This is a genomic window from Streptomyces sp. NBC_00239 (assembly GCF_036194065.1).
Classification (GTDB): Bacteria; Actinomycetota; Actinomycetes; order Streptomycetales; family Streptomycetaceae; genus Streptomyces.
Genome location: NZ_CP108095.1, coordinates 6,571,821 through 6,598,620 on the forward strand (window position 1 = coordinate 6,571,821; position 26,800 = coordinate 6,598,620).

Below are 26,800 nucleotides of genomic sequence, written 5' to 3' on the forward strand. Positions count from 1 at the left end.
GTGGCCGGATCCGGGCCCCGACCGGAACCCCCGCCGCTCACAGCGGCGGGGGTTCCGTCCGTCCGCGGTCCTGTGGGCCGCGGCCGGACAGCACCTCCCCGTACGCCTGCATCAGGTCGGGCAGCCGCAGGGTCGCGAGGTCCTCGCGGCCGAGGGTGCCCGGGTAGCCGGCCAGTCGCAGGTCGCGGTAGGCGCAGCTCTTCTCGTACAGGGTGCGCAGGAAGCGGCCGTTGCCGAGTTCGTCGATCCAGCCCTGGTCGACGACGTGTCCGCTGATGCTGCGCAGCTCGTCGAGGGCCTCCTCGTCCCAGCGGTCCCCGTTCGCATCGGCCAGCACGCCGCCGATGGCGGTCAGCTCCAGCGGGCGGTAGCTGGGGAAGTCCACGCGGGTGGTGAAGCGGGAGGACAGCCCGGGGTTGGCGGCCAGCAGCCGGTCCATGCCGGCCGGGTAGCCGGCCAGGATGACGACCAGGTGGTCCCGGTTGTCCTCGGCGCGCTTCAGGAGCACCTGGAGGGCCTCGTCCCCGTACGCGTCGCCCTTGCTGTAGCCGGAGTTGGAGAGGCTGTACGCCTCGTCGACGAACAGCACCCCGCCGATCGCCGAGTCGATCAGTTCGTTCGCCTTGACCGCGGTCTGGCCCAGGAACTCGCCGACCAGGTCGGCCCGCTGCGCCTCCACGAGGTGGTCGCCGCCCAGCAGTCCGAGGGCGTAGAAGACCCGGCCCAGGATCCGCGCCACGGTGGTCTTGCCGGTGCCCGAGGGCCCGGAGAAGACGAAGTGCCGCTTGGGGGGCTGTACGGGCAGCCCCTGGCCGGCCCGCAGCCGGGCCATGTGCAGCTGCGCCGACAGCGCTTTCACCTGGCGTTTGACCGGCTCCAGCCCGACCATCCGCTCCAGCTCGGCGAGCGCCTCGGCGAGCAGCGCCGGGTCGGCGGGGGCGGTGGGGAGCGGTACCGGGCCCGACTGGGCCGGCACGGCGGCCTTGCGGCGTACGGTCTCCGGCGGGACGACGCCCGACGGCGGTGGCCCCGGGGGCGGGCCGAAGCGCGGCTCGCGGCCCTCGGGGGGCTCCGGGAGGCCCGGCGGGTCGGGGTCGGCGTAGCCCTCGGCGGCGTCCTGTCCGGGCCCGCCGGCCAGGGCCACGGCCGCGTAGTCCCCGGCCGGGCCGCCGGCCTCGTAGTCGAAGCCGTCCGTGCCGTCGAGGCCGTCGGACTCGGCGATGGCGGTGAGCCGGGCGGCGGTGTCCATGAAGGCGGGGTCGACGCGGTGCACGGCCCGGTAGAGGGGCAGGGCGGCGGCGCTGCGGCCGGTGCCCTCGTGCGCGCGGGCCAGCCAGTACCGCAGCTCCTTGCGCTGCGGCTGCTCGCTGCGGCACCGCATCAGGGCCGCCGAGAGCATCGGCTCGGCCTGCCCGTACATCTCCAGCCGGACCCGGGCCATCCCGCCGAACAGCCCGGACTCGATGCCCAGGAGCGGGTCGTCCACCAGCGGCTCGGTGTGCCGCACGAGCTGGTCCCAGTCCTTGACCAGGTAGGCGCGGCAGGCGTGCAGGAAGCGGACCTGGGGGTCGGTGTCGACGGGCGGCAGTCCCGCGAGCGCCTGGTCGAGTTCGGGCACGTGGCGGCCGTCCAGCCAGTGCGAGGCGTGCGCGAGGAGCAGGTCGCGCCGGCTCTCCAGCACCGGCTGCACCCACCAGCCCAGCCAGTACCAGGAGTTCAGGGTGCGGCGGTGCCGGGTGCGCTGCTCGCCGAACCGGTCCCGGTGGGCGTACATGCGCAGCAGGGCGTTGACCGTGTCGACGCGCAACGCGTGCAGGCCCAGCCAGGCGTCGGCCATCGCGGGATCGAGCCGGACGGCGGCTCTGAACTCCTCCTCGGCCTGCGGGTAGGCGCCCATCGTGTACGCGTCCACGCCGCGCAGCCAGGCGAGTTCGGCCGGGGCACGGTGGCTGCCGTCCTGCGTGCCGAAGTCCATCGCATCCCCCAACCTCCGCGTCATGGACGGGAGTTACGCAGGCCGCTCCGCCGGATCAGACTGGCATCGTACCTGCGGTTACGGTCCTGTCGCAGGGTGTGTCCAGCACTTCGGGGACGGGCGCCGCACGGGACCGCGGTGACACAGGGTGAACGGGAGACCGCCGTACGAAGGCCCGCACGGGGCGTGCTCGGGGTGCATTCGGGCAGAACGAAGCCCCCGATCACGGGGGACGATCGGGGGCTTCGTGTCCGAGGCGGCCGTAAAGACCGCTCATTCAGAACGTAAGGCCGTCGCGGGCCTCCGGTCAAGCACCTCGGCGCGCCCCCGGGCCGCCGGACTTGAACGGTGCTCAAACAGGGGGCAAGCCGTGACGCTCGGTCACGGAAGCGGTCGTCTCCGCTGTCGCACCCGCCCCCGAAGTCCACTCGTATCCCGTACCGCTCTGCCGTACCAGGGTGTCGGCGAAGGGGCGCGAAGGGTCACGTGCGAAGTGCTCGGCCTCCGCGCGCTCCCATCCGTCCCAGAAGCCGGCCAGTGCGCTCCCGTCGCGCCGGCGGCCGCGCTCCCAGGAATCGGCCCGCGGCGTCTCCATCCACAGCAGCCCCGCCAGGTACGGCCGCAGCGCCCGCCGCCCGGCGCCGACCCCCTCGATCAGCAGCAGCTCCACCGGCTCCTGCACCCGCGGCGGCCCGAACCGCCGCTCCACCCAGTCGTACGGCTCCCAGTGCGCGGCCCGCCCCGCGGCCAGCGGCGCCAGCACCTGCTCCCGGAACCGGTCGGTCCAGTCGAAGAGCCCGGCATGGCTGGCCACGTCGTCGAGGTGCAGGACCGGCGCCCCGCCCAGGGCCTCGGCCAGGTGCCGCGCGAACGTGCTCTTGCCCGAGCCGGCGTGCCCGTCGACGGCGATCAGCCGGACCGGGCCGCAGGACGGCGGCAGCGCGCGCAGCTCGCGGGCGAGGGAGTCCAGAGGGGTCACCCGGCCAGCCTACTGAGCGCGGACACGCGCCCGTCACCTGGCCGAAGACGGCCGCGGGCTGCGAAGGTGACGGTCAGGGGGTGTTGCTCGGATCTCCGTGGGAGAGGGAGCGGAGTCCGGTGCGAGCGTGCGTGCGTGCCGGGCCCCGCGTCGCCGCGGAGATCCGAGCGGCACCCCCAAGCCGTCCGGATCCGACTGGGGGTTCCCCGCCGATGACCGCTTCCGCACCACGCCGGGCCGTACTGGCCGCCGCACTCGCCGTCGCCACCGCCGCCGCCGTGCCCGGACCGGGGGCGTCCGCCGCCGGCCCGCGCGGCGCGGCCCCGCCCCGGACGGTCGACAACCGGTTCTGGTTCTCGCACGGCCACTGGCGGGCCGGGACCCACGAGGGCACCGTGACCGTCGGCGGGCTGCGGCCCGCCCTGCGGATCGGCACGCCCGCCGGGCGGTCCGACTACACCGACCCGCACAGCGGGCGCACGGCCGCCTGGGAGCACGCGAGCTGGCTCTCCCCGGTCCACCGGTCCACCGTGCCCGCCACCGAGGTGATCGCCTCCTGGAACGCGCACACGCCGACCGGCACCTGGCTCCAGGTCGAACTGCGCGGCGGCTACGGGGACGGCACCCGGACCCCCTGGTACGTGATGGCCCGCTGGGCCGCCGGCGACCGGGACATCCGGCGCACCTCCGTCGACGGGCAGGGCGACGGCCGGAGCACGGTCGGCACCGACACGCTCTCCGTCGACGCCCCGGCGAGCGGCCTGCGCCTGACCGACTGGCAGCTGCGGCTGACCCTGTACCGGACCCCCGGCTCCCGCCTGACCCCCGAGGTCTTCCTCGCCGGGGCGATGTCCTCGGACGTGCCGGACCGCTTCACCGTGCCCGCCTCGGCCCCCGGACCCGGCCACGAACTGGCCGTGCCCCGGTTCTCGCAGGAGATCCACGTCGGCCAGTACCCCGAGTACGACAACGGCGGCGAGGCCTGGTGCAGCCCCAGCTCCTCGCAGATGGTCATCGAGTACTGGGGGCGCCGCCCCAGCGGCGCCGACCTGGCCTGGGTGCACCCCTCGTACGCGGACCCGCAGGTCTGCCACGCGGCCCGGCACACCTACGACCACCAGTACAAGGGCTGCGGGAACTGGCCCTTCAACGCCGCCTACGCCGCCACCTACCCGGACCTGGCCGCGGTGGTGACCCGGCTGTGCTCCCTCGCCGACGCGGAACGCCTGGTCCGCGCCGGCATCCCGGTGATCACCTCGCAGTCCTTCCGGGCCGAGGAGCTCACCGGCGCCGGCTACGGCACCGCCGGGCACCTCATGACCGTCGTCGGCTTCACCACAGCCGGAGACGTGGTCGTCAACGACCCGCACGCGCCCTCCGACCCGGCGGTACGGCGCGTCTACCGGCGCCGCGAGTTCGAGAACGTCTGGCTGCGCACCAGGCGGTACAACGCCTCCGGCAAGGCGGTCGGAGGCTCGGGCGGGGTCTGCTACCTCTATGCGCCGGCCCGCCCGTCGGCGTCCCAGATCAGGGCGCTGACGGCGGTCGGAGTGCTGTGAGGGGCCGGGGACAGCGGGTCTTCCGACAGCCGTTGACCCAGGCACCCACAGGCGTTTCAATAGGGATAAAGGGCGCATAAAGGCTTCGTAGGAGGCGGCCCGCCATGACCATCCACCAGTCCATCGAATCCCACCCCGACCTCGCCGAGATGCGTTCCCGGTTCGAGCGGGCGACATCCACCCCCAGCGCCCAGGCCGTCGAGACGCTGGCCGTTCTGACCGGTCTCTACCTGGCCGCGTCGCCGTGGATCGTCGGGTTCAGCGTCCTGACGCCGCTGGCCGTCTGCAACCTGATCACCGGTGCGGCGTACTGCCTGTTCATGGGCGGTCTCGGCACAGCCTACGAGCGCACCCACTCCACCGCGTGGGCCGCCATCGCCATCGGCGCGTGGACCATCGTGTCGCCGTGGGTGATCGTGGGCGAGATGGACACCACGCGCAGCGTGGTGAGCAACGTCATCGCGGGTTCGGTCGCGCTGCTGCTCGGCCTGGCGATGTCCATGGCCGACCGCCGGCAGACCTGACCGCCGCCCGCTGGGCCCGGGCGACGCGCCGGGCCCCGGCCACCGGGCCGGGGCCCGGCGCGCGCGTGCGGGGGTGGGCGCGCGTCCTTCGGCGTGATGCGTGACGCGTGACGCGTGACCAAGGTCTCTCCCTCGGCGGGGCGGATCGCTGGCACATTGGACGGACCGGGGGGTGTCCAGTGCCCGACGAACCGATGCGAGACGCCATGAACACGACCAGCGCCGCTGCCGCCGCCCCCGCTTCCCTCACGGGGGTCCGGGAATCCGCCCGCACCGGGGGTCCCGACGACAGGCCCAAGTGGCTCGAACACGTCCTCGGCTGGACCCTGGTCGTGGTCCTGGCCATGTTCGTCACCCAGACCGGCCTCATGTAACCCCCGCTCAGCCCCCAGCCTCGCCGGCCGCCCGGGCGGCACACCGTGCCTTGGGCGGCGGCATCCAGCCTCGCCGGCGTTTGAGGCGGGCCCGGGCGGGGCCCACCGCAGGCTCGCCGACGCCTCGGGGCGCAACCTCCAGCCTCGCCGGCGTTTGAGGCGCGGGGTTTGGGGCGGAGCCCCAACGACCAACCCGGCTGACGCCGGGCACCGGGCTCCGCCCGGACCCGCGCCTCAAACGCCGGCGAGGCTGATTGCGCCGGCGAGACCGGAGCGGGCTCCGCCCAGGCCCGCCTCACACGCCGGCGAGACTGGCGTTTGCGCCCCCGCGCACTGGCGAGGCCGACCTCGCCCCGGGCACCGGCGAGGCTGGGTGATGCCTCTAGGGCCGGCGGCGAGGCTGGACGCAGCCGGTGGGGCGGGATGGGGTGAATGCCCGATTCCGGGGGCGGGCGCGGCCGTCTGACCGGCGGGTTCCTGATATCGAACCCGTGACGGGATCGCCGTCATCGGGCATACTCGGGCCCGCCGCAGCCGTAGAACGCGTTCCCGTGATCCGGGAGCGCATCCTTCGGTTGCGAGAGCATCGACACCGGAGGCGCGCGGCCCACCCTGCCCGCGCCCCCGCACTGCCCTAACGAGGGAGGAGAGCGCCGCCATGACCGACCGTGCCCCGCAGCCGGTGGACCGTCAGCTGCCCACCGAGGAGTCCCGGGACCTCCTCGCGCTCGTACGCGAGATCGCCGAGCGGGAGATCCGCCCGTACGCCGCCGAGCAGGAGGACGCCGGGCAGTTCCCGCGCGAGCTCTTCACCCTGCTCTCGGACTCCGGGCTGCTCGGCCTGCCGTACGCGTCCGAATTCGGCGGCGGCGACCAGCCGTACGAGGTGTACCTCCAGGTCCTGGAGGAGCTGGCCGCGGCGCGGCTGACCGTCGGCCTCGGCGTCAGCGTGCACTCGCTGGCCTGCCACGGGCTCGCCGGCTTCGGCAGCAAGGAGCAGCAGGGCGAGTTCCTGCCGGCCATGCTCGGCGGCGGCCTGCTCGGCGCCTACTGCCTCTCCGAGCCCTCCTCGGGCTCCGACGCGGCCTCGCTGACCACCAAGGCCGTCCGTGACGGCGAGGACTGGGTGCTGACCGGCACCAAGGCCTGGATCACCCACGGCGGGGTGGCCGACTTCTACACCGTGCTCGCCCGCAGCGGCGCCGAGGGCCCGCGCGGCATCACGGCCTTCCTGGTGCCCGGCGACGCTCCCGGCCTGAGCGCGGCCCTGCCCGAGAAGAAGATGGGCATGAAGGGCTCGCCCACCGCCCAGATTCACCTGGACGGCGTACGGGTCTCCGACCGCCGCCGGCTCGGCGAGGAGGGCCAGGGCTTCACCCTCGCGCTCTCGGCGCTCGACTCGGGCCGTCTGGGCATCGCGGCCTGCGCGATCGGCGTGGCGCAGGCGGCTCTGGACGAGTCCCTCGCGTACGCGGCCGGGCGCAAGCAGTTCGGCCGCCCCATCGCGGACTTCCAGGGCCTGCGCTTCATGCTCGCCGACATGGCGACGAAGATCGAGGCGGGCCGGTCGCTGTACCTGGCGGCGGCCCGGCTGCGGGACGCGGGCAAGCCGTTCTCGCGGCAGGCGGCGATGGCCAAGCTGTTCTGCACGGACGCGGCCATGTCCGTCACCACGGACGCGGTCCAGGTGCTGGGCGGCTACGGCTACACGGCGGACTTCCCCGCGGAGCGCCTGATGCGCGAGGCGAAGGTGCTGCAGATCGTCGAGGGCACCAACCAGATCCAGCGCATGGTGATCGGCCGCCACCTGCTGGGGCCCGAGTCCCGCTGAGCGAGGGCCGGGCGCGGCGGGCCGGTCCTGTCCGGTGCCGGTGGCGTCGCGTGCCGGCCGGGCCGGTATCGGCCGGGCCGGGTCAGTCGAGGCGGGTCGGGTCGCGCGGGTAGAGCCCGCCGGACGGCCAGACCGGCGAGGACGTGAGCCGGGTCCACTCGGGGTCCCGGCGCCCCGGCACGGTCCGGCCGTCGCTGGTCCAGCGGGCCAGCAGCGCCCGGTAGATCGGCGGATCGGCGAGGTGCTGCTGAACCGATTCTTCGTAACCGGGAGGGTTCGGGCGGCGGCGCCGTCCCGTAGCCGTGTCAAGCAGGGTCATGTCCGGCCAACGCGAGGCCGCGGGCCGAGGTAACGCCCAGGGGTGTCGGGGATCCGTTCGACGGGTCCCCGACACCCCTTTCGTGTCAGCGGGTGACACAAGTATGGTCCCGCATGCGGTTTCTGACGTACCGTCATATCCGCCCGGATCAGCTCCGGCCACCCCGTGCCCAGGAGGTTTGCCGTGCCCGCGGACCGCCCCATCGCGCTCGACGAATACCCCGTCCACCAGGCCCCGTTGTCGATGAAGCACGTCGTCACCGGCGACCGCAACGCCTACGACCGGTGCATCTTCCACGTGTTCGACCACGCAGGCCGCGCCGTGCTCATCCTCGGCCTCGGCGTCTACCCCAACGCCGGTGTGATCGACGCCTACGCCACCCTCCGCACGGGCGGCGAACTCCTCGCCGTACGCGCCTCCGACGCCCTCGGCGACGACCGGATGGACCTCTCCGTCGGCCCGCTGCGGATCACCGTCGACACCCCGCTCCGGCAGCTCACCCTGCACTGCGACGCGGACCCCGACGACCCGGACGGGCTCTCGTACGACATCACCTGGACCGCCGCCTTCCCCGCCGTCTGGGAGCCGCACCACGTACAGCGCCGCGGCGACCGCCTGATGCTGGAGGGGCGTCGGTTCGTCCAGGCCGGCACGGTCACCGGCACCATCCGGGCGCGCGGCGAGGAACTGCGGCTCACCGAGGGGGAGTGGACCGGCACCCGTGACCGCAGCTGGGGCGTCCGGCCGATCCCCGGCGAGGACGGCGGGCGGGCCGCCGAGGAGATGCGGCCCGAGGGCTTCCACTGGCTCTGGATCCCCGTCCGGTTCGAGGACCGCTTCCTGATGGTCATCTCCCAGGAGGACGCGGACGGCCACCGCACACTCAACGAGGCCGTCCAGGTCTTCCCCGAAGGCAGCGGCCGCCCCGACGTCCAGCTCGGCTGGCCGCACACCGACATCCGCTACCGCCCCGGCACCCGCCACCCCGAGAGCGCCGTCGTCCACCTCACCGACCCGGCCCGCAAGCCGCTGGAACTCGGCGTGGAGATCCTCGCCTCCTCCCCGCTCGCCGTCGGCGCCGGCTACCCGCCCGCCGCCGACTGGCAGCACGGCAGCTGGCAGGGCCGCGGCTGGACCGACCGGCGCACCTATGACCTCACCGATCCCACCGCGCACCCGATGGCCGCCTTCGGCGTCACCGACCACTCGGCCCGCTTCACCCTCGACGGCCGCGTCGGCCATGGCATCTTCGAGCACGGCAGCTTCGGCCGCCACGACCCGAGCGGGTTCACCGACTACGCGTCCGTCGCGCCCTGACCGTCGGGCCCGACCTCTTCGTCCCTCCGGCCCCCTGGCCTCCGTCGCCCCTTGAGACCGGGCCGCACCCGGTCGCCCACGACCTCCGCAGCGGACAGGAGCACCCCATGGCAACCGCGCCACGTCCCCGCACCTCCACCCGCGAGCCCGAAGAGCTCGGCCGCCGGCTCGCCGCCTGGCTGCACGGCATCCTCCCCGGAGCGGACGTCACCGGCGTCACCGTGCCCGGCTCCAACGGCATGTCCAGCGAGACCCTGCTGTTCGACATCGAGCACCCCGACACCCCGCTGCGGGCGTGCGCCCTGCGGCTGGCCGCCGACCCGGCCGCGTACACGGTCTTCCCCACGTACGACATGCCCCGCCAGCACCGGGTGATGAGCCTGGTCGCCGCCCACACCGACGTGCCCGTGCCGCGCGTGCAGTGGCTGGAAACGAACCCCGAGCCGCTCGGGGCGCCGTTCTTCGTCATGGCGCGCGCCGAGGGCCGGGTGCCGCCCGACGTCATGCCCTACACGTACGAGGGCAACTGGCTGCACGCGGCCACCGACGCCGAGCGGGCCCGACTGGAGGACGCGACCGTCGGGCTGCTCGCCCGGCTGCACGACCAGTTCCCGCCGAAGGAGGCCGAGTTCCTGCTCCCCGAGGGCGACGGCAGCCCGCTGCGCCGGCACGTCGAGTCCCAACGCGCCTACTACGAATGGGTCGTTGGGGGACTCTCCCGATCGCCGCTGATCGAGCGCGCGTTCGCGCGGCTGGAGGAGCTGTGGCCCGCCGACGAGGGCCCCGCCGTCCTCACCTGGGGCGACGCCCGCATCGGCAATGTGATCTACGACGGATTCGATCCGGTGGCCGTCCTCGACTGGGAGATGGCGGGCTACGCGCCGCGCGAGGTCGACCTGGGCTGGACCGTCTATCTGCACCGGTTCTTCCAGGACTTGACCGTGAGTTTCGGCCAGCCGGGGCTGCCTGACTTCCTCCGCCGCGACGCCATCGAGCGCCGGTACGCCGAACTCACCGGCCACACACCGCGGGACATGGAGTTCCACACGCTGTACGCCGCGCTGCGGCACGCCATCGTCATGCTCCGGATCGCCTACCGGCAGGCGTACTTCGGAGAGGTGGAAGTGCCCGCGGATCCCGACGGGCTGATCCTGCACCATGCCAGTCTCGCCGCCATGGTGCAGGGCGCCTACTGGTGAAAGCGGCTCAGGCCGCCTGTGCGTGCTGGCGCTGGACCGGCGGGACCAGTTCCAGTCTCTGCGGACGCGAGCCCGGACCGCCCACGTGCGAGAACGGCTGCGTACGCCAGTCCAGTCCCTGAGGAAGCGTCAGGACCACGACGGCCTCAAGCTCGCGGGGCTCCTCGGCCAGTTCCTCGTGCGCCGGCGACGCCGGGCGCCCGGTGCCGGGGCAGACCGTCAGGCCGAACGGGTTCCACGGGGTCAGGCAGAGGGCGTGCTCCGGCAGGTACTCCTCGTCCGCGACGAGGGCGATCGACTGGGAGCAGTCGGGGCAGGTGGCGTGGTGGACCTCGAAGGACTCGGCGGTCCAGAGTTCCTCCGGGTCCTCGTCCTCGACGGGGTCGGCGAGATCGAGTGGCTCCGGCTCGGTACGGCCGGTGCGCTTGGTGTTCGGCATGGATGTATTCCCCCTTGGGTGGGCCGGGCGGGCATGTTCGGCCTCGGCCACAGCAAGCACTTCCCGCCGTGCGGCACGAGTAACCACAACACTCCGGCCTACGCCTACTTACCCTTGTGGCCTTCGTCACATGCCTGGCGCAGGTGCCACTTCGCGGCCTTGGCCACTGTGCCGCGGGTGCCCCTGGGCAATAGGTTGAGCGGCTATGAGCGCAATGGAGGAACTGGACCGGCAGATCGTGGAGCTCCTCGTCCGGGACGGACGCATGAGCTACACGGACCTGGGCAAGGCCACCGGCCTGTCCACGTCGGCGGTCCATCAACGAGTACGCCGCCTTGAGCAGCGTGGGGTGATCCGCGGGTACGCGGCCGTCGTCGACCCCGAGGCGGTGGGGCTGCCCCTGACGGCGTTCATCTCGGTCAAACCGTTCGATCTGAGTGCGCCGGACGACATCGCCGAGCGGTTGTCGGGAGTGCCGGAGATCGAGGCGTGCCACAGCGTCGCGGGCGACGAGAACTACATCCTCAAGGTGCGGGTGTCCACGCCGCTGGAGCTGGAGGACCTCCTCGGGCGGCTGCGGGCCCTGGCGGGCGTCTCCACCCGCACCACGGTGGTGCTCTCGACCCCCTACGAATCCCGCCCGCCCCGCATCTGACTCCGTGGGGCCCCCGGGGCCGGCAGGTGCGCCGCCGTCAGCCCGCGGGGCAGCGAGGTGCGCCACCCTCAGTCGGCGGGGCTGAATACTCGCGCCGCGGTCAGGCGCCACGGTGCAGCGGGAGGCGGGGCGTTTTGGACACCCGGGGGCCGGGGGTGCGGCGGGAGGCGGGAGACTGGGGGGTATGACCGAGATCTTCCGCGGCGCCGCGGCGCCGCACCGCACCGTCCTGCTCCGCCGCGGCGAGGTCCACAGCCCCGCAGACCCCTTCGCCACCGCGATGGTCGTGGAGCGCGGACACGTCGCCTGGGTCGGTTCCGAGGGCGCGGCCGACGCCTTCGCGGACGGTGTGGACGAGGTCGTGGACCTGGACGGCGCCCTGGTCACCCCGGCGTTCACGGACGCCCACGTGCACACCACCGCCGCCGGCCTCGCCCTGACCGGCCTCGACCTGTCCGGTGCCCGCACGCTCGGCCAGGCGCTGGACCTCGTCCGCGCGTACGCGGCCGCGCGCCCCGCGGACCGGGTGCTCCTCGGCCATGGCTGGGACGCCGCGCGCTGGCCCGAGCGCCGGGCGCCGCACCGCGCCGAACTCGACGAGGCAACCGCCGGCCGCCCGCTCTACCTCAGCCGCATCGACGTGCACTCGGCCGTCGTCACCACCGCCCTGCTGGACCTGGTCGGCGGCGTCCGGGAGCTCCCCGGCTTCCGCGACGGCGAACCGCTGACCCGCGACGCCCACCACGCCGTACGCGCCACCGCCCTCGGCGCCGTCGGCCCCGGCCAGCGCGACGAGGCCCAGCGGGCGGCGCTGCGGCACGCCGCCTCCCTCGGCATCGGCTCTCTGCACGAGTGCGGCGGCCCGGACATCTCCTCCGCCGAGGACTTCACCGGCCTCCTGGAACTGGCCGGCCGCGAACCCGGCCCGCGGGTCTTCGGCTACTGGGCCGAGCAGGACGTGGCCCGGGCCGTCGAACTCGGCGCGGTCGGCGCGGGCGGCGACCTCTTCGCCGACGGCGCGCTCGGCTCGCACACGGCCTGCCTGCACGCCCCGTACCGGGACGCCGAACACACCGGCACCGCCTACCTGGACGCCGCCGCCATCGCCCGCCACGTGGCCGCCTGCACCGAGGCCGGGGTCCAGGCGGGCTTCCACGCCATCGGCGACGCAGCCCTCACCGCCGTCGTCGAAGGCGTCCGCGCCGCCGCCGAACAGGTCGGCATCGCCCGTGTCCGCGCCGCCCGGCACCGCGTGGAACACGCCGAAATGCTCGACGACAAGGGCATCGCCGCCTTCGCCGAGTTGGGCCTGACCGCCTCCGTGCAGCCCGCCTTCGACGCCGCCTGGGGCGGCGAGGACGGCATGTACGCCGAGCGCCTCGGCGCCGAGCGGGCCGCCACCCTCAACCCGTACGCGGCGATGCTCCGCGCCGGGGTGCCGCTCGCGTTCGGCTCGGACGCGCCCGTGACCCCGCTCGACCCGTGGGGCACCGTGCGCGCCGCCGCCTTCCACCGCACCCCCGCGCACCGCATCTCGGTCCGCGCCGCCTTCACCGCGCACACCCGCGGCGGCTGGCGCGCCCTGGGCCGCGACGACGCGGGCGTGCTCGTGCCCGGCGCCCCCGCCGACTACGCGCTCTGGCAGACCGGGGAACTCGTCGTGCAGGCCCCGGACGACCGGGTCGCCCGCTGGTCCACCGACCCGCGCTCCGGCACCCCGGGACTGCCCGACCTGACACCGGGCCGTGAGCTGCCGGTATGCCTGGGCACCTACGTCGGCGGCCGCGAGGTCTACGTACGCCCACAGGGGTGACGGCGGTCGGCGGCGTTGCGCCGATCGATGTGCGCGGGCCCCGGGACGCCCGCCCCGGGGCCTCCGTACTGACCAGGAACTTTTAGGCAAAAGCGCAGGTCGCGGGGGTGTTGACAGCGGGGCGCCGGGGGCGGGTAGGTTCTGCCGCGTCCACCACCGGACGTCCGGTACCGGAGATTCCGCACGTTCAGCGCGCCCCGCGCCTCGGGGGCGAAGGGCGAGGGAAGGTTTCGCCGGTTGGGGGTTCCCCCAGCTCCGGAGGAGCTCGGGGGAGGGTGCGACCCGGGTGGGGCCCGGACGTCCAGTAGACAACGGTTCCGTCCGCCCGCAGCCAGTGCGCGGACCGGGCCGGCCCGAAGGACGCCGGGCCCCGATCCCCCGCTCCGGACCCCTGGGAGCCGCGTCGGCGCAAAGGCGCTCCGCGGCGCTCGCTAAGGTGGTGCTTCTGTGAACGGACGCGCAAAGGGGATTCAGTGAGCGACGGCGGTGAGCGGCGGTACGGACCGCTCGGCACGGCCCTGGTGATCATTCCGACCTACAACGAGGCGGAGAACATCAGGCCGATCGTCACCCGGGTGCGCGAGGCGGTACCCGAGGCACACATCCTCGTGGCCGACGACAACAGCCCCGACGGCACCGGCAAGATCGCCGACGACATCGCGGCCGGGGACGACCACGTCCAGGTGCTGCACCGCAAGGGCAAGGAAGGCCTCGGCGCCGCCTACCTGGCGGGCTTCCGCTGGGGCATCGAGCACGGCTACGGCGTGCTCGTCGAAATGGACGCCGACGGCTCCCACCAGCCGGAGGAGCTGCCCCGGCTGCTCACCGCGCTGGCCGGCGCCGACCTGGTGCTCGGCTCGCGCTGGGTGCCGGGCGGCCGGGTCGTGAACTGGCCGTGGCACCGGCAGTTCCTCTCGCGCGGCGGCAGCACGTACTCGCGGCTGATGCTGGACGTGCCGATCCGGGACATCACCGGCGGCTTCCGCGCCTTCCGCAAGGAGACGCTGGAGGGGCTCGGGCTGGATCAGGTCGCCTCGCAGGGCTACTGCTTCCAGGTCGACCTGGCGCGGCGGTCCGTGGAGGCGGGGTTCCACGTGGTCGAGGTGCCGATCACGTTCGTGGAACGTGAATTCGGGGACAGCAAGATGAGCCGGGACATTGTGGTCGAGGCGCTGTGGCGGGTGACCGGGTGGGGGGTCGGGACGCGGGCCTCGCAGCTGCTCGGCAAGGCCAAGAGCGTCGCCGCCAAGCGCCCTTGACGGCTGCCCGTCCCCGGGGCTCCGCCCCGCACCCCGCGCCTCGAACGCCGGCGAGGCGGGATGTGGCTCGGGCCGACTGCGAACCACGGGTGAGCGGAATCGATTCGGCTCGGGCCGGCGGCGGAACGGAGCCCGCGCGGCGTTCGAGCGCGCCCGGCGCGGAGCGCGCGGTTCGGGGTTCGGGGTTCGGGGCGGAGCCCCGGGTGGTGTGGGGGTAGGGGCGGCTACGGGCTGCGGGCTGAGGCGGCTTTTACGGCGCGCCAGGCACACTGGATGGCATGACGACCGGCGCACCCACTCCGACCGCCCCCCGGCGCTCCCGCGCCCGCAGATTCCTCCCCCTGGCGGTAGCCGCCTGGCTGGTGCTGGAGATCTGGCTGCTGACCGTGATCGGCGCACAGATCGGCGCCCTCGGCGTCCTCGCCGTACTGGCGGGCGGCTTCGCCCTCGGTGTCGTGGTCGTCAAGCGGGCCGGACGACGGGCCTTCAGGAACCTGACGGAAACGTTCCAGCAGGCCCAGGAGACCGGCGCGCCGCCCGCGCGGCCCGCCCCCGGCGCCGGGTCGGGCAACGGCCTGCTGATGCTCGCCGGTCTGCTGCTGATCATGCCGGGCGTGATCTCGGACGTGGTGGGCCTGCTGTGCCTGCTCCCGCCGGTCCGCTCCGCGATCGCCAAGACCGCCGGCCGTTCGCTGGAACGGCGGATGGCCGCGGCGGCCCCCGGCGGCTTCGGCGACGCCTACCAGCAGGCTCGGATCCACTACCCCGACGGCAAGATCGTCCAGGGCGAGGTGATCCGCGAGGACCGCTCCGACGGCCCCGCGCGCCCCGGCCCGGGCGAGGACCCGTACCGCCCGCCGCTGACGCCCTGAAGACACGGGAGCCCGGCCGGGCTGGGTTCGCCTCTAGCGCCGGCGGGGCTGGGTTCGCCGCGGGCGACAGCGAGGCCGAAGGGGCGGTCGGGCCGAGGTCGTAGGACCCGGTCGGGGCGGAGCTGGTTCCCGGGACGGATACGGCGGGCCGGCCCCGCCGCCTAGCGTGCTCGGCATGGACATGAGCGATGCGGCGGACGGGATACACGAGGAAGCGCTGGAACGGTTGCACGCGGCGGGTCCCGAGCGCCTCGGCCGCCTCACCAACCACGCCCCCATGGTCGTCGAGGTCCTGACCGCGCACGGCCGCGCCGACCGCGTGCACCGCTGGCTGGACCGGTACGCGCACAAGCTGGAGGACTTCCCCGCCACCGTGTCCCCGGTCACCGACGCCGACTGGACCGGCGCGCTGGGGGATCCGCGGCGGGCCGCCGACTGGATCGGGTACTTCGCCCGGGCCCTCGACGAACGCCCCTGGCGCGACGTGCTGGCCCGGTGGTGGCCGCGGCTGCTGCCCGGCATGTACGGCGGCTCCACCCACCCCGTGATCCGCGTCGGGCACGCCGTACGGGCCCTCGGCGCGGCCGGTGGAACGAGCGCGCCGCGCCGTACCGAGCTCGCCCACGCGCTGGGCTACTGGGCCGCCCGGCACCGTCCCGTCTCGGGGATCGCCCCGCTGCCCGGTCCGCCGGACGCCGCGGCCGCCCTGGCCGCGGTGCCGCCGGTTCCCGCGCCCGAGGGCGGGTTCGCGGCCCGGCTGGCGCTGGTCGGACGGCTCCCGGTGTGGGCGGCCGAGACCGCCGGCCCCGAAGAGGCCCGGCGGCGGCTGGCCGAGCTGGTCCGGGCCGCGACGCACCGGTACGCCACCCACGGCCACGGCGAGGAGACGATGCTCGTGCACGCCGCGACCGCGCCCAACGCCGTGCTGCGCACCCTGCCGGCCCTGCCGCCCGGGCTCTGGGCACCGAGCCTGCACGCCGCGTGGACGGCCGCGGCGGCCGTCACGGCGATGTACCCGGCGGAGGCGGTGCCGTACGCGGGGCCCGGCGAGCGGGTCCGTGCCGAGGACGTCCTGGAGCGGGCCGTCGACCACGGTGACGAGCACGTGATCAAGCTGGCCGACACGGTGCTGGATGTCGGTGACGGGCGGGCGGTTGCGGCGGCGCTCCGAGCGACAGCCCTCACGGCCCCCCTAGCGAGCCCCTGAGCGCCTCAAGGGGCCCTGGCCGACGCCGGCCACCTCCCCGGGCGCCCCCGGGCAGGGCGGTCCACTCAGCCTCGTCGGAGTTGAGGCGCGGGTGCGGGCCGAGCCCGGCACCCCCGCGCACCCTTCAGCCCCGCCGACACCGTCGGGGGGCAACGCCAGCCCTCCGGCGCTTGAGGAGCGGGTTCGGGCGGAGCCCGGTGCCCGGCGGAGCCGGGTTGCAGTCTTGGGGCTCCGCCCCAAACCCCGCGCCTCAAACGCCGGCGAGGCTGGGATTTGCCCGCCAGGGCACCGGCGCAGCTGAGGCGGGTCGTGCCCGAGGGCACCGGCGAGGCTGGGGCTGGGGCTGGGGCTGGGGCTGGGGCTGGATACGGCCTCGCCCAGCCCGCAGGGCCCACCGCCAGGGTGGGGGGTGGGTACGCAAAGAGCCGCGGGGCTCTGCCACCTTGAGGGTGGCAGAGCCCCGCGGCTCTTCTGGTGCGCTGTACGCGCCCGCCTAGGCGGACTTGCGGCTGTCCCGCGGGTGCACGGCAATGTTCATGGCGCCGGAACGAAGGACCGCCAGCCTCTCGGCCAGCACCTCTTCCAGCTCTTCGCGGGTTCGCCGCTCCATGAGCATGTCCCAGTGCGTTCGCGCAGGCTTGCCCTTCTTCTCTTCGGGCCCGTCCCCGTCCACAAGGAGTGCCAGGGCGCCGCACGCCTTGCACTCCCACTCCGGCGGAATCTCCGCCTCAACCGAGAACGGCATCTCAAATCGATGTCCGTTCTGGCATGCGTACTCCACCGCCTGGCGCGGGGCCAGATCGATGCCGCGGTCCGTCTCGTAGCTGGTAACCACGAGGCGCGTACCGCGGAGAGCTCGCTCACTCATGAATCGTGCCTCCCGGGCTTGTCGCCCACAGGACAGGTGTCGCTGTCGTCGTCATCCGGTCAACGTCCGGTCGGCGGTATAGATTCCCGCTGCCAGTCATGCGTCGCCCGTCGTGCCGCCCCTTGTTGTACCCACCGATGCCCGTTTTGTCACATCTGGCAGCAGATGTCACCCAACGTTTTCACTTCATCAGCACGCAGTAACGGTCCGCCTGGCAGACCAAAGGCGTACACTACCGGCCTTTGACTTAGACGTCTAAATCCGGTCGGGCACCGGGTTTCCGGCCGCCGCGATCGCCTGCCGTACGGGCACCCGTGCGAGCAGTGCGAAACCCAGTGCGAAGAAGGCCACCAGCGAGATGATCGCGTCCCGGTAGCTGCCCGTCAGCTGATATGTGAGACCGAACACAAGCGGCCCCACCCAGCTCACCCCGCGGTCGCTGATCTCGTACGCCGAAAAGTACTCGGCTTCCTTGCCGCGCGGCACCAGGTGCGAGAAGAGCGACCGCGACAGCGCCTGGCTGCCGCCCAGCACCAGGCCGATCATCGAGGCCAGCGCGAAGAACCAGACGGGCGCGCCGGCTGGCAGGAAGTAGCCCGCGCCCAGAGTCACGGTCCACGCCGCCAGCGAGCCCAGGATGGTCCGCTTCGCTCCGTAGATCCGGGCCAGCCGGCCCATCCCCAGCGCGCCGGCCACCGCCAGCACCTGCACCAGCAGCACCGCCCCGATCAGCGTGGAGTCGCTCAGCCCCAGCTCCTTGGAGCCGTACAGCGAGGCCTGCGAGATCACCGTCTGCACGCCGTCGTTGTAGACGAGGTACGCGAGGAGGAACGACAGGGTCAGCGGGTGCCGTCGCATGTCCTTCAGGGTGGCCACCAACTGCTTCCAGCCGCTGCCCACCGCCTCCGCGCCCGGCTCGCGGACCACCTTGCGGTCGCGCAGCCGCCGCAGCGGGACGATGGCGAAGGCGCCCCACCACAGGCCCGCCGAGGCCAGGCAGATCCGGACCGCGGCCCCTTCGGACAGGCCGAACGAGTCGTGGGCCTGGAACAGCACCAGGTTCAGGATCAGCACGAAGGAGCCCGCGGTGTAGCCGAACGCCCAGCCGCGCGAGGAGACCGTGTCCCGTTCGTCCGGCTCGGCGATCTGCGGCAGGTACGCGTTGTAGAGCACCATCGACACCGACATGGAGGCGTTGGCCACGATCAGCAGCAGCCCGCCCAGCAGGTACCGGTCGCCGCTCAGGAAGAACATCGCGGCGGTAGCCGCGGCTCCCGTGTACGCCGTCGCCGCCAGCAGCGGCTTCTTGCGGCCCGTACGGTCCGCCAGCGCGCCCACCATCGGCATCAGCAGCACGGCCAGGATCACCGAGGCCGAGATGGTGTACGCGAAGTACGAACCGGCCCGCACCGGGATGCCCAGCGGGTGCACGAAGCCGTCGGCGTCCATCGCGGACTCCGCGATGTTGGTGAGGTAGGGGCCGATGAACACCGTCAGCACGCTCGCCGAGTACACCGAGGCGGCGAAGTCGTAGAAGTACCAGCCGTGCTGCTCCCGCCGCCGTTCGGCCGCGGTGCCCGCGCCCGCCGTCCCGGCAGCGCCTGTTCCGGCACCGCCCGTTCCGGCAGCGTCCGCCACGGCCGCGGCCCCGCCCGCGACTGCGGCCGTCTGTGGATCCGCTTCCGCGGGATCCGTGTTCTCCGCACTCACCGGTGCCTCCTGGCTGGTCCCCGTACGGCCCGGTGCCGGCCGGACGCGCGGCGGCACCGGGCACGTCAGGCCCAGGCTCCGCGCTGGTCCAGCACCGTGCGCAAGATGTCGATCCGGTCGGTCATGATGCCATCGACACCCAGGTCGAGAAGAGCCTCCATACGTTGCGGTTCGTTCACGGTCCACACGTGGACCTGCAGCCCGCGCTCGTGCGCGGTCCGGACGAACCGCCGGTCCACCACCCGGATCCCCGACTGGACCTCCGGCACCTGGGCCGCGACCGCCCCCACCCGCAGCGCCGCCGGGATCGACAGCGACCGCAGCCGCAGCCCCACCACCCCGCGGACCCCGTACGAGGTGGCCAGGCGGGGACCGGCGAGCCGCTGCGCCCGGGCCACCCGGCCCTCCGAGAACGAACCGACGCAGACCCGGTCCCAGGCGCCGGTGCGGCCGATCAGATCGACCAGCGGGTACAGGGCGGACTCGGCCTTCACGTCCACGTTCCAGCGGGCGTCCGGGAACTCCTCCAGGAGCTCCTCGAAGAGCGGCAGCGGCTCCTTGCCGCCCACCATCGCCTGCCGGACCTCCTGCCACGGCAGGTCCTCGATCCGGCCGGAACCGTCGGTGACCCGGTCCAGCGTCGCGTCGTGGAAGGCCACCAGCCGGCCGTCGGCCGTGGTGTGCACGTCCGTCTCGAAGTACCGGTAGCCGGCGTCGGCGGCCCGGCGGAAGGCCGTCACCGTGTTCTCCAGGCCGTCCGCCGCCCCGCCCCGGTGGGCGAAGGGGATCGGGGCCGGGTGGTCGAGATAGGGATGGCGGAGGCGGCGTACGTGCGTCACGGCCGCAGTATGCACCCCGCCGGGACGTCCTGCGCGGCGGGGCGAGACCAGCGGGTACCGCACGGGGCCGGCGTCCTGCGCGGCCGGGTGGAGATCGGCGGGGACCGCACGGAGTCGGCGTCATGCGCGGCCGGGCGGGGGCCGGCGCGGGGCCATTCGGAGGGCCCGGCCGCGGGGGCTGTGCGATCCGCCGGACAAGGACGGCACCGGTGGCCCGTTCCGGCCTCCAGCGGCTGCCCCTCTGGTGGATGTGGACCGCTGCGTGACACCCTGGAGCCTCCTGCCGCGATCCAATGGCGGTAGCTCTCAGGCCAATCTCGTGAAGGTGGACCGTCAGCATGGCTCAGTGGACCTCGGCCGTCGGTGCGGCACAGCTCGCCCGCCTGATCACCTCCCAGCAGCCCAGGCCCGCCGTCCCCGGCGCCCGCAAGCCGCCCGCCTACCGCTCGCTCGCCGACGGCATCCGCCTGCTCGTGCTCGAAGGCCGGGTCCCGGTCGCCGCCCGGCTGCCCGCCGAGCGCGAACTCGCCGTCGCCCTGGAGATCAGCCGGACCACCGTCGCCGCCGCCTACGAGGCGCTGCGCACGGAAGGCTTCCTGGAGTCCCGCCGCGGCGCCGGCAGCTGGACCTCGGTGCCGGCCGGCAACCCGCTGCCGGCCCGCGGCCTCGAACCGCTGCCGCCCGAGGCCCTCGGCTCGATGATCGACCTCGGCTGCGCCGCCCTCCCCGCCCCCGAGCCCTGGCTCACCCGGGCCGTACAGGGCGCGCTGGAGGAGCTGCCGCCGTACGCGCACACGCACGGGGACTACCCCGCCGGGCTGCAGGTGCTGCGCCGGATGCTCGCCGACCGGTACACCGCGCAGGGCATCCCGACCATGCCCGAGCAGATCATGGTCACCACCGGCGCGATGGGCGCCATCGACGCCATCTGCCACCTCTTCGCGGGCCGCGGCGAGCGGATCGCCGTGGAGTCCCCCTCGTACGCCAACATCCTCCAGCTGATGCGGGCCGCCGGGGCCCGGCTGGTGCCCGTCGCGATGGCCGACGCGCTCGGCGGCTGGGACCTGGCGACCTGGCGGCAGGTGCTGCGGGACGCTGCCCCGCGCCTGGCGTACGTCGTCGCCGACTTCCACAACCCGACCGGCGCGCTCGCCGACGAGGACCAGCGGCGGGCTCTCGTCGAGTCGGCCCGCTCCGCCGGCACGGTCCTGGTCGTCGACGAGACCATGGCCGAACTGTGGCTGGAGCCCGGTCTGGAGATGCCGCGCCCGGTCTGCTCGTTCGACCCCGCCGGCAGCACCGTCATCACGGTGGGATCGGCCAGCAAGGCGTTCTGGGCGGGCATGCGGATCGGCTGGGTCCGGGCCGCCCCCGACGTGATCCGCAGCCTGGTCGCGGCCCGCGCGTACGCCGACCTGGGCACGCCGGTCGTGGAACAGCTGGCCGTGAACTGGCTGATGAGCACCGGCGGCTGGGAGCAGGCGGCCGAGCTGCGGCGCACCCAGGCGCGGGAGAACCGCGACGCGCTGGTGGCCGCGGTGCGCCGGGAACTGCCCGACTGGGAGTTCGAGGTGCCGCGGGGCGGGCTGACACTGTGGGCCCGCGCGGGCGGCCTGTCCGGCTCCCGGCTGGCCGAGGTGGGGGAGCGGGTCGGGGTCCGGGTCCCGGCGGGTCCGCGCTTCGGGGTCGACGGGGCGTTCGAGGGCTACGTACGGCTGCCGTTCACGGTGGGCGGGCCGGTGGCCGAGGAGGCGGCGGTGCGGCTCGCGACGGCTGCGCGGCTGGTGGCCACGGGGGTGGGGGCCGCGGCCGAGGCGCCCCGCACGTTCGTGGCCTGACGGCCCGCGCCGCGGCCCTGAGCCCGCGCCCCCCGCCTCGCCGGTGCGGCGGGGCGCAACCTCCCGCCTCGCCGGCGCGGCGGGGCGCAATCCCCCGCCTTGCCGGTGCGGCGGGGGGCAATCCCCAGCCTTGTCGGCGCTGCGTGCGGCAAATTCCAGCCTCGCCGGCGTTTGAGGCGCGGGGTTTGGGGCGGAGCCCCAAGGCAACCCGGCTGGCGCCGGGCACCGGGCTCCGCCCGGACCCGCTCCTCAAGCGCCGGAGGGGCTGGAGGGTGCGTGGGGTTGGCGAGCTCTGCCCGGGTCCGCTCCTCAAGCGCCGGAGGGGCTGGAGGGTGCGTGGGGTTGGCGGGCTCCGCCCGGGTCCGCTCCTCAAGCGCCGGAGGGGCTGAAAGGTGCGCGGGGTCGCCGGGCTCCGCCCCGACCCGCTCCTCAAGCGCCGGACGGGCTGGAGGGTGCCGGAGCGGGGCCGGGTGTAGCGGGCCTGGCCGGGGGCCGGGGCGGGGGCCGGGCCGCGGGCGTCGCCTCAGCGGGCCGGTTCGGGGTCCACTTCGGGGGAGTCCGGTTCCGGGACCGGTTGGGCGTGCAGCACGGCCGGGACGTGTCGTTCCGGCAGCAGGGCGAGGACGGCCTGCCGGTGCGGTTCGCTCGTGGTCTCGTCGTACGGGTCCGGCGTGGCGGGCACCTGGAGCCGGAGCACGGGGCCCGTGCCGAGCCGGGCGTAGCCGCGGCCGGGCGGCACCACGGGGGTCGGCGTGGTGTGCGGGGGCTCGCCGAGCACGGCCGCGATCTGGGCGAAGGAGGCGGGTCCGAGCACCACGCGGGCCCGGCTGTGCACGAACACGCCGTCGCCGAGCAGCTCCAGGTTCTCGAACTGCTCCGCCACCACCACGACGACGTTCGCCGCCCGGCCGTGCCGCAGCGCGACCTGGAGCAGTGAGAGGGGGTCGGGCCGGCCGTCGGCCGCCGCCAGGTGCCCCAGCACGCCCGGCCGGTCCAACAGGATCCACAGCGGCCGCCGGGTGTCGTCGGGGGCGGGGCGGCCCGCCTGCCGGGCCCGGTTGGCGGCGATGAGCCTTCGCTCGGTTTCGTGCGCGGCCCATTCGAGGGTCGCCAGCGCTCCGGTGAGCCCGCATTCGACGGCCAGCACGCCGGTACGGCCGGTCAGGCACGCGTACTCGCCGTGCCCGCCGCCCTCGACGATCAGGACGTCGCCGTGCCGCAGGGCCTGCAGGGCGATCGAGCGGAGCAGGGTGGAGGTGCCGCTGCCGGGCTGGCCGACGACGAGCAGGTGGGGTTCGGTGGAGCGGGCGCCGGTGCGCCAGACGACCGGCGGCACGTCCCGGGTCTCCTCGCCGTCCAGCACCGGCAGGGTGCGCTGCACGGCGCTCGTGTCGGTGAAGCCGAGCACGGTCTCGCCGGGGGAGGTGACGAACGGCTGGGCGGCGATGCCCGTCGGCAGCGCCGCCAGCACGCTCAGGTCGAGCCGGTTGCCCTCCTCGTTCCAGGCGAAGAGGTACTCGCGGCCGCGCCCGGCCTTCGCGTGCAGCAGCTGTTCGATGCGGGCGCGCGAGCCGGGCTCGCCGTCCGTGAAGTACGCCGGGTAGCGGATCCGCAGCCGGCTGATGCGGCCCGCCTCGTCGAAGGCGTACTCGTCGAGGGCCTGGTCCCACGCGCCGCCGTGGGCGTAGAGCGGGTTCGGGTCCTCGGGGAGGGAGAAGTACGGCACCAGCGCTTCGTAGAGCGCCGCGAGCCGCTCGGTCTCGGCCTCGCTCGGGCCGGTCCGCACGGGGGTGCGGTCCCGGCCCTGCCATGCGGCCGCGGCCATCAGCGTGCCCAGGGCCAGCAGCGGCCCGTACGGGATGAGGGCGACGACCAGCACGGCGGCGGCCGTCAGGAACAGCGTGGGACCGCGCCGGTCCTTGGGGGTGGCGACCCAGGTGCGTCGCCCGGCCGCGGCCAGCAGGCGCAGGCCGCGTCCGATGGTGAGGAGCGGATGGAGGACGTCCGTGGCGCTGTCGGCCGCTGTGCGCGCGATCTCGCGGCCCCGGGCCAGCGAAACGGTGCCGCTGGTGAGGATGCGGGGGAGTGGTCGCCGGGCCACGGGCGTCTCCTGGATTCGGTCGGGCGGTCGGGGGTCAGAGCTTGATGCCGCCCAGTAGCGAGGCGATGCTGGCCGTGCTGGCGGTGATGCTCGGGGCGATGGCGGAGCCCGCGAGGAAGAAGCCGAACAGGGCGCAGACGAAGGCGTGCGAGAGCTTCATCCCGTCCTTGCGGAAGAAGAGGAAGCAGATGATGCCGAGCAGCACCACGCCGGAGATGTTGAGGACCATGGGAAGTTCTCCTGGTTGATGGGGACAGTCACCATGAGTTCTTCCAGGCTCACAGCAAGTATCAATGCGATAAAAGGTGCATAAGAGTGAATCCCGGCATATTTCACTTGACCGGCTCAGCTCGACTGGCGCGGTGGGCGTACGGGTGATCCGGGCTGATCTTTACCGCGGACAGGGCCTGCCATGTCCTGTGACGGGCAGTACCCTGTCGATTCACCCGTACGGACGCAGCTCCGTACCGCCCCCTGCCCACCGGGCCTGGGGAGACTCCAGCCGGGCGGCGACGGCGGGGGCCGGCGCCCCCGCGCGACCGGCACGACCCGGCACATCCGATGCATCCGGCACGACAGAGGCGAAAGGCGGCACGACCGATGAGTGAGCAGCACGCACCGCACACCCCGGGCTCCGAGGGTCCCGACGAGGACGTGGTGGAGCTGGCCACCAAGATCTTCGACCTGGCCCGGCAGGGCGAGGCCGAGACCCTCGCCGCGTACCTCGACGCGGGCGTCCCGGCGAACCTCACCAACGACCGCGGCGACACCCTCGTCATGCTCGCCGCCTACCACGGCCACGCCGAGGCGGTCACCGTCCTGCTGGCCCGCGGGGCCGAGGCCGACCGCGCCAACGACCGGGGACAGACCCCGCTGGCCGGAGCCGTCTTCAAGGGTGAGGAATCCGTCATCAAGGCCCTCCTCGCGGGCGGCGCCGACCCGAATGCGGGCACGCCGTCCGCCGTGGACACGGCCCGGATGTTCGCGAAGGCCGATCTGCTGAAGCTGTTCGGGGCCCAGTAGGCCCCCGACATCACGCTGCGCCGCAGGCGAGGCCATAAATGTGGTCGCGGCGCACAAACCGGCTGGGTCATCATGGCGACGGATCCGGAGTGCACCCCGAAGTACGGGGTACGGGGGAGCTCCGGTCACCCGACGAGAGAGAGAAGACAATGGTCAACATCGAGCGGAAGACGACGGCGGGCGCCCCGACATGCTGTTACGCGGCCACGTGAATCCCGATTCCCGGTTGCGTCCCCAGCTTGATTTGAGGCCACTCCCATGTTCGAAGCAGTCATAGCACCGAGCGGTACCCTGCTCGGCCTCCTCCAGAGAGGCCGCGGCGACGGCACGCTGCACGCACTCGCAGCGCCGCGCGCGGAAGCGCTCGCGGCCCTCAACCAGTGCGTCCTGCGCGACCCGCGCCGCGACTGGCAGGTCGAGAACCGCTCCCTGTATTACGCCCGGCTCTACCTCGACCTGGCCGGCGACCTCGGCGAGATCGAAGCGCACCTGTTCTGCGCCGACGATCTCTTCGACGACGGCGACACCCGCACGGGCCTCGCCCTGTCCGTCCTCGGCCACCTCGCCGCCTACGGGCGCGACGACGCGCTCCTGCTGCTGCGCCGTTACGCGGCCTCCGGAGCCAACTGGGCCTGGGCGCTCGACGAACTCGCCCTGCGCGACGACGACGCCGGGCTGCGCGAGCTCGCTGGGCCGGTACTGGCCCGCTTCCCCGCCACCCCCGAGGGCGAGGCGCGGCTGGCCGCCACCGTCCGTGACGCGTACGAGCCACGCCCGTGGCGCCTGTGGGAGGAGTCCGCCCCCCACGGCGAGCGCCTGCGGGCCGCCCGGGAGCAGGGCTCCTTCGCCCGCTGGCAGCGCCAGCTCAGCCCGTCCGGCCCCCGGCCGGGCTGGGGCGTCCAGGCCGTGTTCGAGTGGGCCGAGGACGGGCTGCGGCGCGGCACCCCGCTGCACGTGCCCGCCGCCCGCTGCCTCGCCGCCGTGGCCACCCCCGAGGACCGCGGCGAGATCCTGGCGGCCGCCGCCGGCGCGGCCGGTGCCGCCGCCCGCGCCACCGCCCTGCACCACCTGGTCCTGGCCGAGCCGGAGAACCCGGCCGTCCTCGACCTCATCGAGGCCGCCGCCGACGACGAAGCGGCCATCGCCGCCTACGAGCGGATGTGCGGCGAGGCCGCCGTGGACCGGGCCCGGGCCTGGATCCACCGCCCCGACGCCCTCGGCGCCGCGGCCGGCCGGACCCTGGCCACCCGCGGCGGCGCCCAGGACGCCGCGCTGGTGCTCGGCGCCCTGCGGGAATCCGTACGGGCCGAGGGCCCCGACGCGAGCAGCCTCTTCACGCTCGTGGACGGCGCCCGCCGGCTCTCGATCGGCTGCGCGGCGCCCGTGCTGCGCCACGTCTACCGCGAAACCTCCTCCTCGCACCTGCGCGGCCGCACCGCCCGCGCCCTCGCCGCCACCGATCCGTCCTTCGCGGCCGGTTTCGCGGTCGAATGCCTGTGGGACTGCGAAGAGACCACCCGCGAGGTGGCCGCGCGGCACGCCGCCACCGGGGACGTGCGCGTCGTCGACCGGTTGCGGCGGCTGGCCGCGGATCCCGCCGAGGAAGAGGACGTCCAGTCCGCGGTGCGCAGCCGCATAGCACCGGACCCGCAGCCGATGTAACCCGCCCGGCGGGGGCGGGCCCCGGCACTTCCGACCCGCCCCCGCCCGAGCGGGCCCTCACCGGCGCCGAGCGCGACCCCTGCGCGCGACCCCTGCGCGGGGCCCACCTCGGCCCTGCCGACGTCCTGGGGCCCGATCCCCAGCCTTAGGGGTGCCTTGCGATGCGACTTCCAGCCTCACCGGAGCCACGCAGACGCCCTGGGGCGCAACATCCAGCCTTGCCGGCGTTTGAGGCGGGCCTCAGCCTGAGCGGGCCTATCCAGCCTCGCCCCTGCCCTGGGGCGCGGCCTCCGGCCTCGCCGGCTGCTCGGCGTGACCTCCCGGGGGTGCAATTCCCAGCCTCGCCGGCGTTTGAGGCGCGGGGTTTGGGGCGGAGCCCCAAGACTGCAACCCGGCTCCGCCGGGTACCGGGCTCTGCCCGGACCCGCGCCTCAAAC

The 26,800-nt window shown here is 74.1% G+C and carries 23 protein-coding genes; 14 read left to right on the top strand and 9 right to left on the bottom strand.

The window, feature by feature from the left end:
• Positions 1–37: 37 nt before the first annotated feature.
• Both OG764_RS28940 and OG764_RS28945 read right to left on the bottom strand, forming a co-directional pair.
• Positions 38–1,975: an AAA family ATPase gene (locus tag OG764_RS28940; RefSeq protein WP_328971363.1), complete on the bottom strand. Its 1,938-nt coding sequence runs from the start codon at positions 1,973–1,975 to the stop codon at positions 38–40.
• Between the two features lie 352 nt (positions 1,976–2,327).
• The gene (locus OG764_RS28945) at positions 2,328–2,945 is read right to left on the bottom strand and encodes a uridine kinase family protein (protein ID WP_328973215.1); all 618 of its coding nucleotides are present in this window, start codon (positions 2,943–2,945) and stop codon (positions 2,328–2,330) included.
• Between the two features lie 221 nt (positions 2,946–3,166).
• On the opposite strand from OG764_RS28945, the gene OG764_RS28950 reads away from it, so the two are divergent.
• The 4 genes from OG764_RS28950 (at position 3,167) to OG764_RS28965 (ending at position 7,242) form a co-directional block, all read left to right on the top strand.
• Positions 3,167–4,513 (top strand): peptidase C39 family protein, encoded by a 1,347-nt coding sequence (locus OG764_RS28950; protein WP_328971364.1) that lies wholly within the window; start codon positions 3,167–3,169, stop codon positions 4,511–4,513.
• 104 nt (positions 4,514–4,617) lie between these two features.
• Complete coding sequence (locus tag OG764_RS28955; RefSeq protein ID WP_328971365.1) at positions 4,618–5,037, top strand: SPW repeat protein; 420 nt, start codon at positions 4,618–4,620, stop codon at positions 5,035–5,037.
• A gap of 206 nt (positions 5,038–5,243) precedes the next feature.
• On the top strand, positions 5,244–5,411 hold the full coding sequence (locus OG764_RS28960; protein ID WP_328971366.1) for an SCO1431 family membrane protein: 168 nt from the start codon (positions 5,244–5,246) through the stop codon (positions 5,409–5,411).
• Between the two features lie 658 nt (positions 5,412–6,069).
• Complete coding sequence (locus OG764_RS28965) at positions 6,070–7,242, top strand: acyl-CoA dehydrogenase family protein (RefSeq protein WP_328971367.1); 1,173 nt, start codon at positions 6,070–6,072, stop codon at positions 7,240–7,242.
• An 82-nt stretch (positions 7,243–7,324) separates the two neighbouring features.
• Here OG764_RS28965 and OG764_RS28970 read toward each other — a convergent pair whose 3' ends face one another.
• The gene (locus tag OG764_RS28970; RefSeq protein WP_328971368.1) at positions 7,325–7,561 is read right to left on the bottom strand and encodes a hypothetical protein; all 237 of its coding nucleotides are present in this window, start codon (positions 7,559–7,561) and stop codon (positions 7,325–7,327) included.
• Positions 7,562–7,804: 243 nt separating this feature from the next.
• Here OG764_RS28970 and OG764_RS28975 point away from each other — a divergent pair, with 243 nt between their 5' ends.
• Together OG764_RS28975 and OG764_RS28980 are read left to right on the top strand one after the other, a co-directional pair.
• A complete protein-coding gene (locus tag OG764_RS28975) occupies positions 7,805–8,878 on the top strand; it encodes a hypothetical protein (protein WP_443056252.1) in 1,074 nt (357 codons plus the stop codon).
• Positions 8,879–8,985: 107 nt separating this feature from the next.
• Positions 8,986–10,077, top strand: a complete 1,092-nt coding sequence (locus tag OG764_RS28980; protein WP_328971370.1) for a phosphotransferase family protein — start codon at positions 8,986–8,988, stop codon at positions 10,075–10,077.
• A 7-nt stretch (positions 10,078–10,084) separates the two neighbouring features.
• On the opposite strand, the gene OG764_RS28985 is transcribed toward OG764_RS28980, so the two are convergent.
• Positions 10,085–10,516, bottom strand: a complete 432-nt coding sequence (locus tag OG764_RS28985) for a hypothetical protein (RefSeq protein ID WP_328971371.1) — start codon at positions 10,514–10,516, stop codon at positions 10,085–10,087.
• 214 nt (positions 10,517–10,730) lie between these two features.
• Here OG764_RS28985 and OG764_RS28990 point away from each other — a divergent pair, with 214 nt between their 5' ends.
• The 5 genes from OG764_RS28990 (at position 10,731) to OG764_RS29010 (ending at position 16,322) form a co-directional block, all read left to right on the top strand.
• On the top strand, positions 10,731–11,171 hold the full coding sequence (locus tag OG764_RS28990; RefSeq protein WP_328973216.1) for an Lrp/AsnC family transcriptional regulator: 441 nt from the start codon (positions 10,731–10,733) through the stop codon (positions 11,169–11,171).
• A 184-nt stretch (positions 11,172–11,355) separates the two neighbouring features.
• On the top strand, positions 11,356–12,984 hold the full coding sequence (locus tag OG764_RS28995) for an amidohydrolase (RefSeq protein WP_328971372.1): 1,629 nt from the start codon (positions 11,356–11,358) through the stop codon (positions 12,982–12,984).
• Between the two features lie 473 nt (positions 12,985–13,457).
• Positions 13,458–14,243 carry a polyprenol monophosphomannose synthase gene (locus tag OG764_RS29000; RefSeq protein WP_328971373.1) on the top strand — a complete coding sequence of 262 codons (786 nt, stop codon included), beginning with the start codon at positions 13,458–13,460 and terminating at the stop codon, positions 14,241–14,243.
• Between the two features lie 278 nt (positions 14,244–14,521).
• Complete coding sequence (gene fxsA, locus OG764_RS29005) at positions 14,522–15,115, top strand: FxsA family membrane protein (RefSeq protein WP_328971374.1); 594 nt, start codon at positions 14,522–14,524, stop codon at positions 15,113–15,115.
• Between the two features lie 175 nt (positions 15,116–15,290).
• Complete coding sequence (locus OG764_RS29010) at positions 15,291–16,322, top strand: questin oxidase family protein (protein ID WP_328971375.1); 1,032 nt, start codon at positions 15,291–15,293, stop codon at positions 16,320–16,322.
• Positions 16,323–16,815: 493 nt separating this feature from the next.
• On the opposite strand, the gene OG764_RS29015 is transcribed toward OG764_RS29010, so the two are convergent.
• From OG764_RS29015 to OG764_RS29025, 3 genes are all read right to left on the bottom strand, one after another.
• Positions 16,816–17,190, bottom strand: a complete 375-nt coding sequence (locus OG764_RS29015) for an RNA polymerase-binding protein RbpA (protein WP_114627560.1) — start codon at positions 17,188–17,190, stop codon at positions 16,816–16,818.
• A 255-nt stretch (positions 17,191–17,445) separates the two neighbouring features.
• Complete coding sequence (locus OG764_RS29020) at positions 17,446–18,828, bottom strand: MFS transporter (protein ID WP_328973217.1); 1,383 nt, start codon at positions 18,826–18,828, stop codon at positions 17,446–17,448.
• Positions 18,829–18,965: 137 nt separating this feature from the next.
• Positions 18,966–19,739: a glycerophosphodiester phosphodiesterase gene (locus tag OG764_RS29025; protein ID WP_328971376.1), complete on the bottom strand. Its 774-nt coding sequence runs from the start codon at positions 19,737–19,739 to the stop codon at positions 18,966–18,968.
• 338 nt (positions 19,740–20,077) lie between these two features.
• Here OG764_RS29025 and OG764_RS29030 point away from each other — a divergent pair, with 338 nt between their 5' ends.
• A complete protein-coding gene (locus OG764_RS29030) occupies positions 20,078–21,577 on the top strand; it encodes an SCO1417 family MocR-like transcription factor (RefSeq protein WP_328971377.1) in 1,500 nt (499 codons plus the stop codon).
• A 523-nt stretch (positions 21,578–22,100) separates the two neighbouring features.
• Here OG764_RS29030 and OG764_RS29035 read toward each other — a convergent pair.
• Both OG764_RS29035 and OG764_RS29040 read right to left on the bottom strand, forming a co-directional pair.
• Complete coding sequence (locus tag OG764_RS29035) at positions 22,101–23,678, bottom strand: hypothetical protein (protein WP_328971378.1); 1,578 nt, start codon at positions 23,676–23,678, stop codon at positions 22,101–22,103.
• Positions 23,679–23,712: 34 nt separating this feature from the next.
• Positions 23,713–23,907: a hypothetical protein gene (locus OG764_RS29040; protein ID WP_226733415.1), complete on the bottom strand. Its 195-nt coding sequence runs from the start codon at positions 23,905–23,907 to the stop codon at positions 23,713–23,715.
• A 371-nt stretch (positions 23,908–24,278) separates the two neighbouring features.
• Here OG764_RS29040 and OG764_RS29045 point away from each other — a divergent pair, with 371 nt between their 5' ends.
• Positions 24,279–24,701 (top strand): ankyrin repeat domain-containing protein, encoded by a 423-nt coding sequence (locus OG764_RS29045; RefSeq protein WP_328971379.1) that lies wholly within the window; start codon positions 24,279–24,281, stop codon positions 24,699–24,701.
• A 258-nt stretch (positions 24,702–24,959) separates the two neighbouring features.
• Complete coding sequence (locus OG764_RS29050; RefSeq protein ID WP_328971380.1) at positions 24,960–26,363, top strand: HEAT repeat domain-containing protein; 1,404 nt, start codon at positions 24,960–24,962, stop codon at positions 26,361–26,363.
• The last annotated feature ends 437 nt before the right edge of the window (positions 26,364–26,800 follow it).

What these genes read in the sequence shown, in the direction of transcription:
- OG764_RS28965 (WP_328971367.1), top strand. Translation starts at nt 6,070, where the DNA reads ATGACCGACCGTGCCCCGCAGCCGGTGGACCGTCAGCTGCCCACCGAG.
- fxsA (WP_328971374.1), top strand. Translation starts at nt 14,522, where the DNA reads ATGACGACCGGCGCACCCACTCCGACCGCCCCCCGGCGCTCCCGCGCC.
- OG764_RS28980 (WP_328971370.1), top strand. Translation starts at nt 8,986, where the DNA reads ATGGCAACCGCGCCACGTCCCCGCACCTCCACCCGCGAGCCCGAAGAG.
- OG764_RS29030 (WP_328971377.1), top strand. Translation starts at nt 20,078, where the DNA reads ATGGCTCAGTGGACCTCGGCCGTCGGTGCGGCACAGCTCGCCCGCCTG.
- OG764_RS29050 (WP_328971380.1), top strand. Translation starts at nt 24,960, where the DNA reads ATGTTCGAAGCAGTCATAGCACCGAGCGGTACCCTGCTCGGCCTCCTC.
- OG764_RS28970 (WP_328971368.1), bottom strand. Translation starts at nt 7,561, where the DNA reads ATGACCCTGCTTGACACGGCTACGGGACGGCGCCGCCGCCCGAACCCT.
- OG764_RS29040 (WP_226733415.1), bottom strand. Translation starts at nt 23,907, where the DNA reads ATGGTCCTCAACATCTCCGGCGTGGTGCTGCTCGGCATCATCTGCTTC.
- OG764_RS28995 (WP_328971372.1), top strand. Translation starts at nt 11,356, where the DNA reads ATGACCGAGATCTTCCGCGGCGCCGCGGCGCCGCACCGCACCGTCCTG.
- OG764_RS28990 (WP_328973216.1), top strand. Translation starts at nt 10,731, where the DNA reads ATGGAGGAACTGGACCGGCAGATCGTGGAGCTCCTCGTCCGGGACGGA.
- OG764_RS28975 (WP_443056252.1), top strand. Translation starts at nt 7,805, where the DNA reads ATGAAGCACGTCGTCACCGGCGACCGCAACGCCTACGACCGGTGCATC.
- OG764_RS28985 (WP_328971371.1), bottom strand. Translation starts at nt 10,516, where the DNA reads ATGCCGAACACCAAGCGCACCGGCCGTACCGAGCCGGAGCCACTCGAT.
- OG764_RS29010 (WP_328971375.1), top strand. Translation starts at nt 15,291, where the DNA reads ATGGACATGAGCGATGCGGCGGACGGGATACACGAGGAAGCGCTGGAA.
- OG764_RS28950 (WP_328971364.1), top strand. Translation starts at nt 3,167, where the DNA reads ATGACCGCTTCCGCACCACGCCGGGCCGTACTGGCCGCCGCACTCGCC.
- OG764_RS28955 (WP_328971365.1), top strand. Translation starts at nt 4,618, where the DNA reads ATGACCATCCACCAGTCCATCGAATCCCACCCCGACCTCGCCGAGATG.
- OG764_RS28960 (WP_328971366.1), top strand. Translation starts at nt 5,244, where the DNA reads ATGAACACGACCAGCGCCGCTGCCGCCGCCCCCGCTTCCCTCACGGGG.
- OG764_RS29045 (WP_328971379.1), top strand. Translation starts at nt 24,279, where the DNA reads ATGAGTGAGCAGCACGCACCGCACACCCCGGGCTCCGAGGGTCCCGAC.
- OG764_RS29015 (WP_114627560.1), bottom strand. Translation starts at nt 17,190, where the DNA reads ATGAGTGAGCGAGCTCTCCGCGGTACGCGCCTCGTGGTTACCAGCTAC.
- OG764_RS28940 (WP_328971363.1), bottom strand. Translation starts at nt 1,975, where the DNA reads ATGGACTTCGGCACGCAGGACGGCAGCCACCGTGCCCCGGCCGAACTC.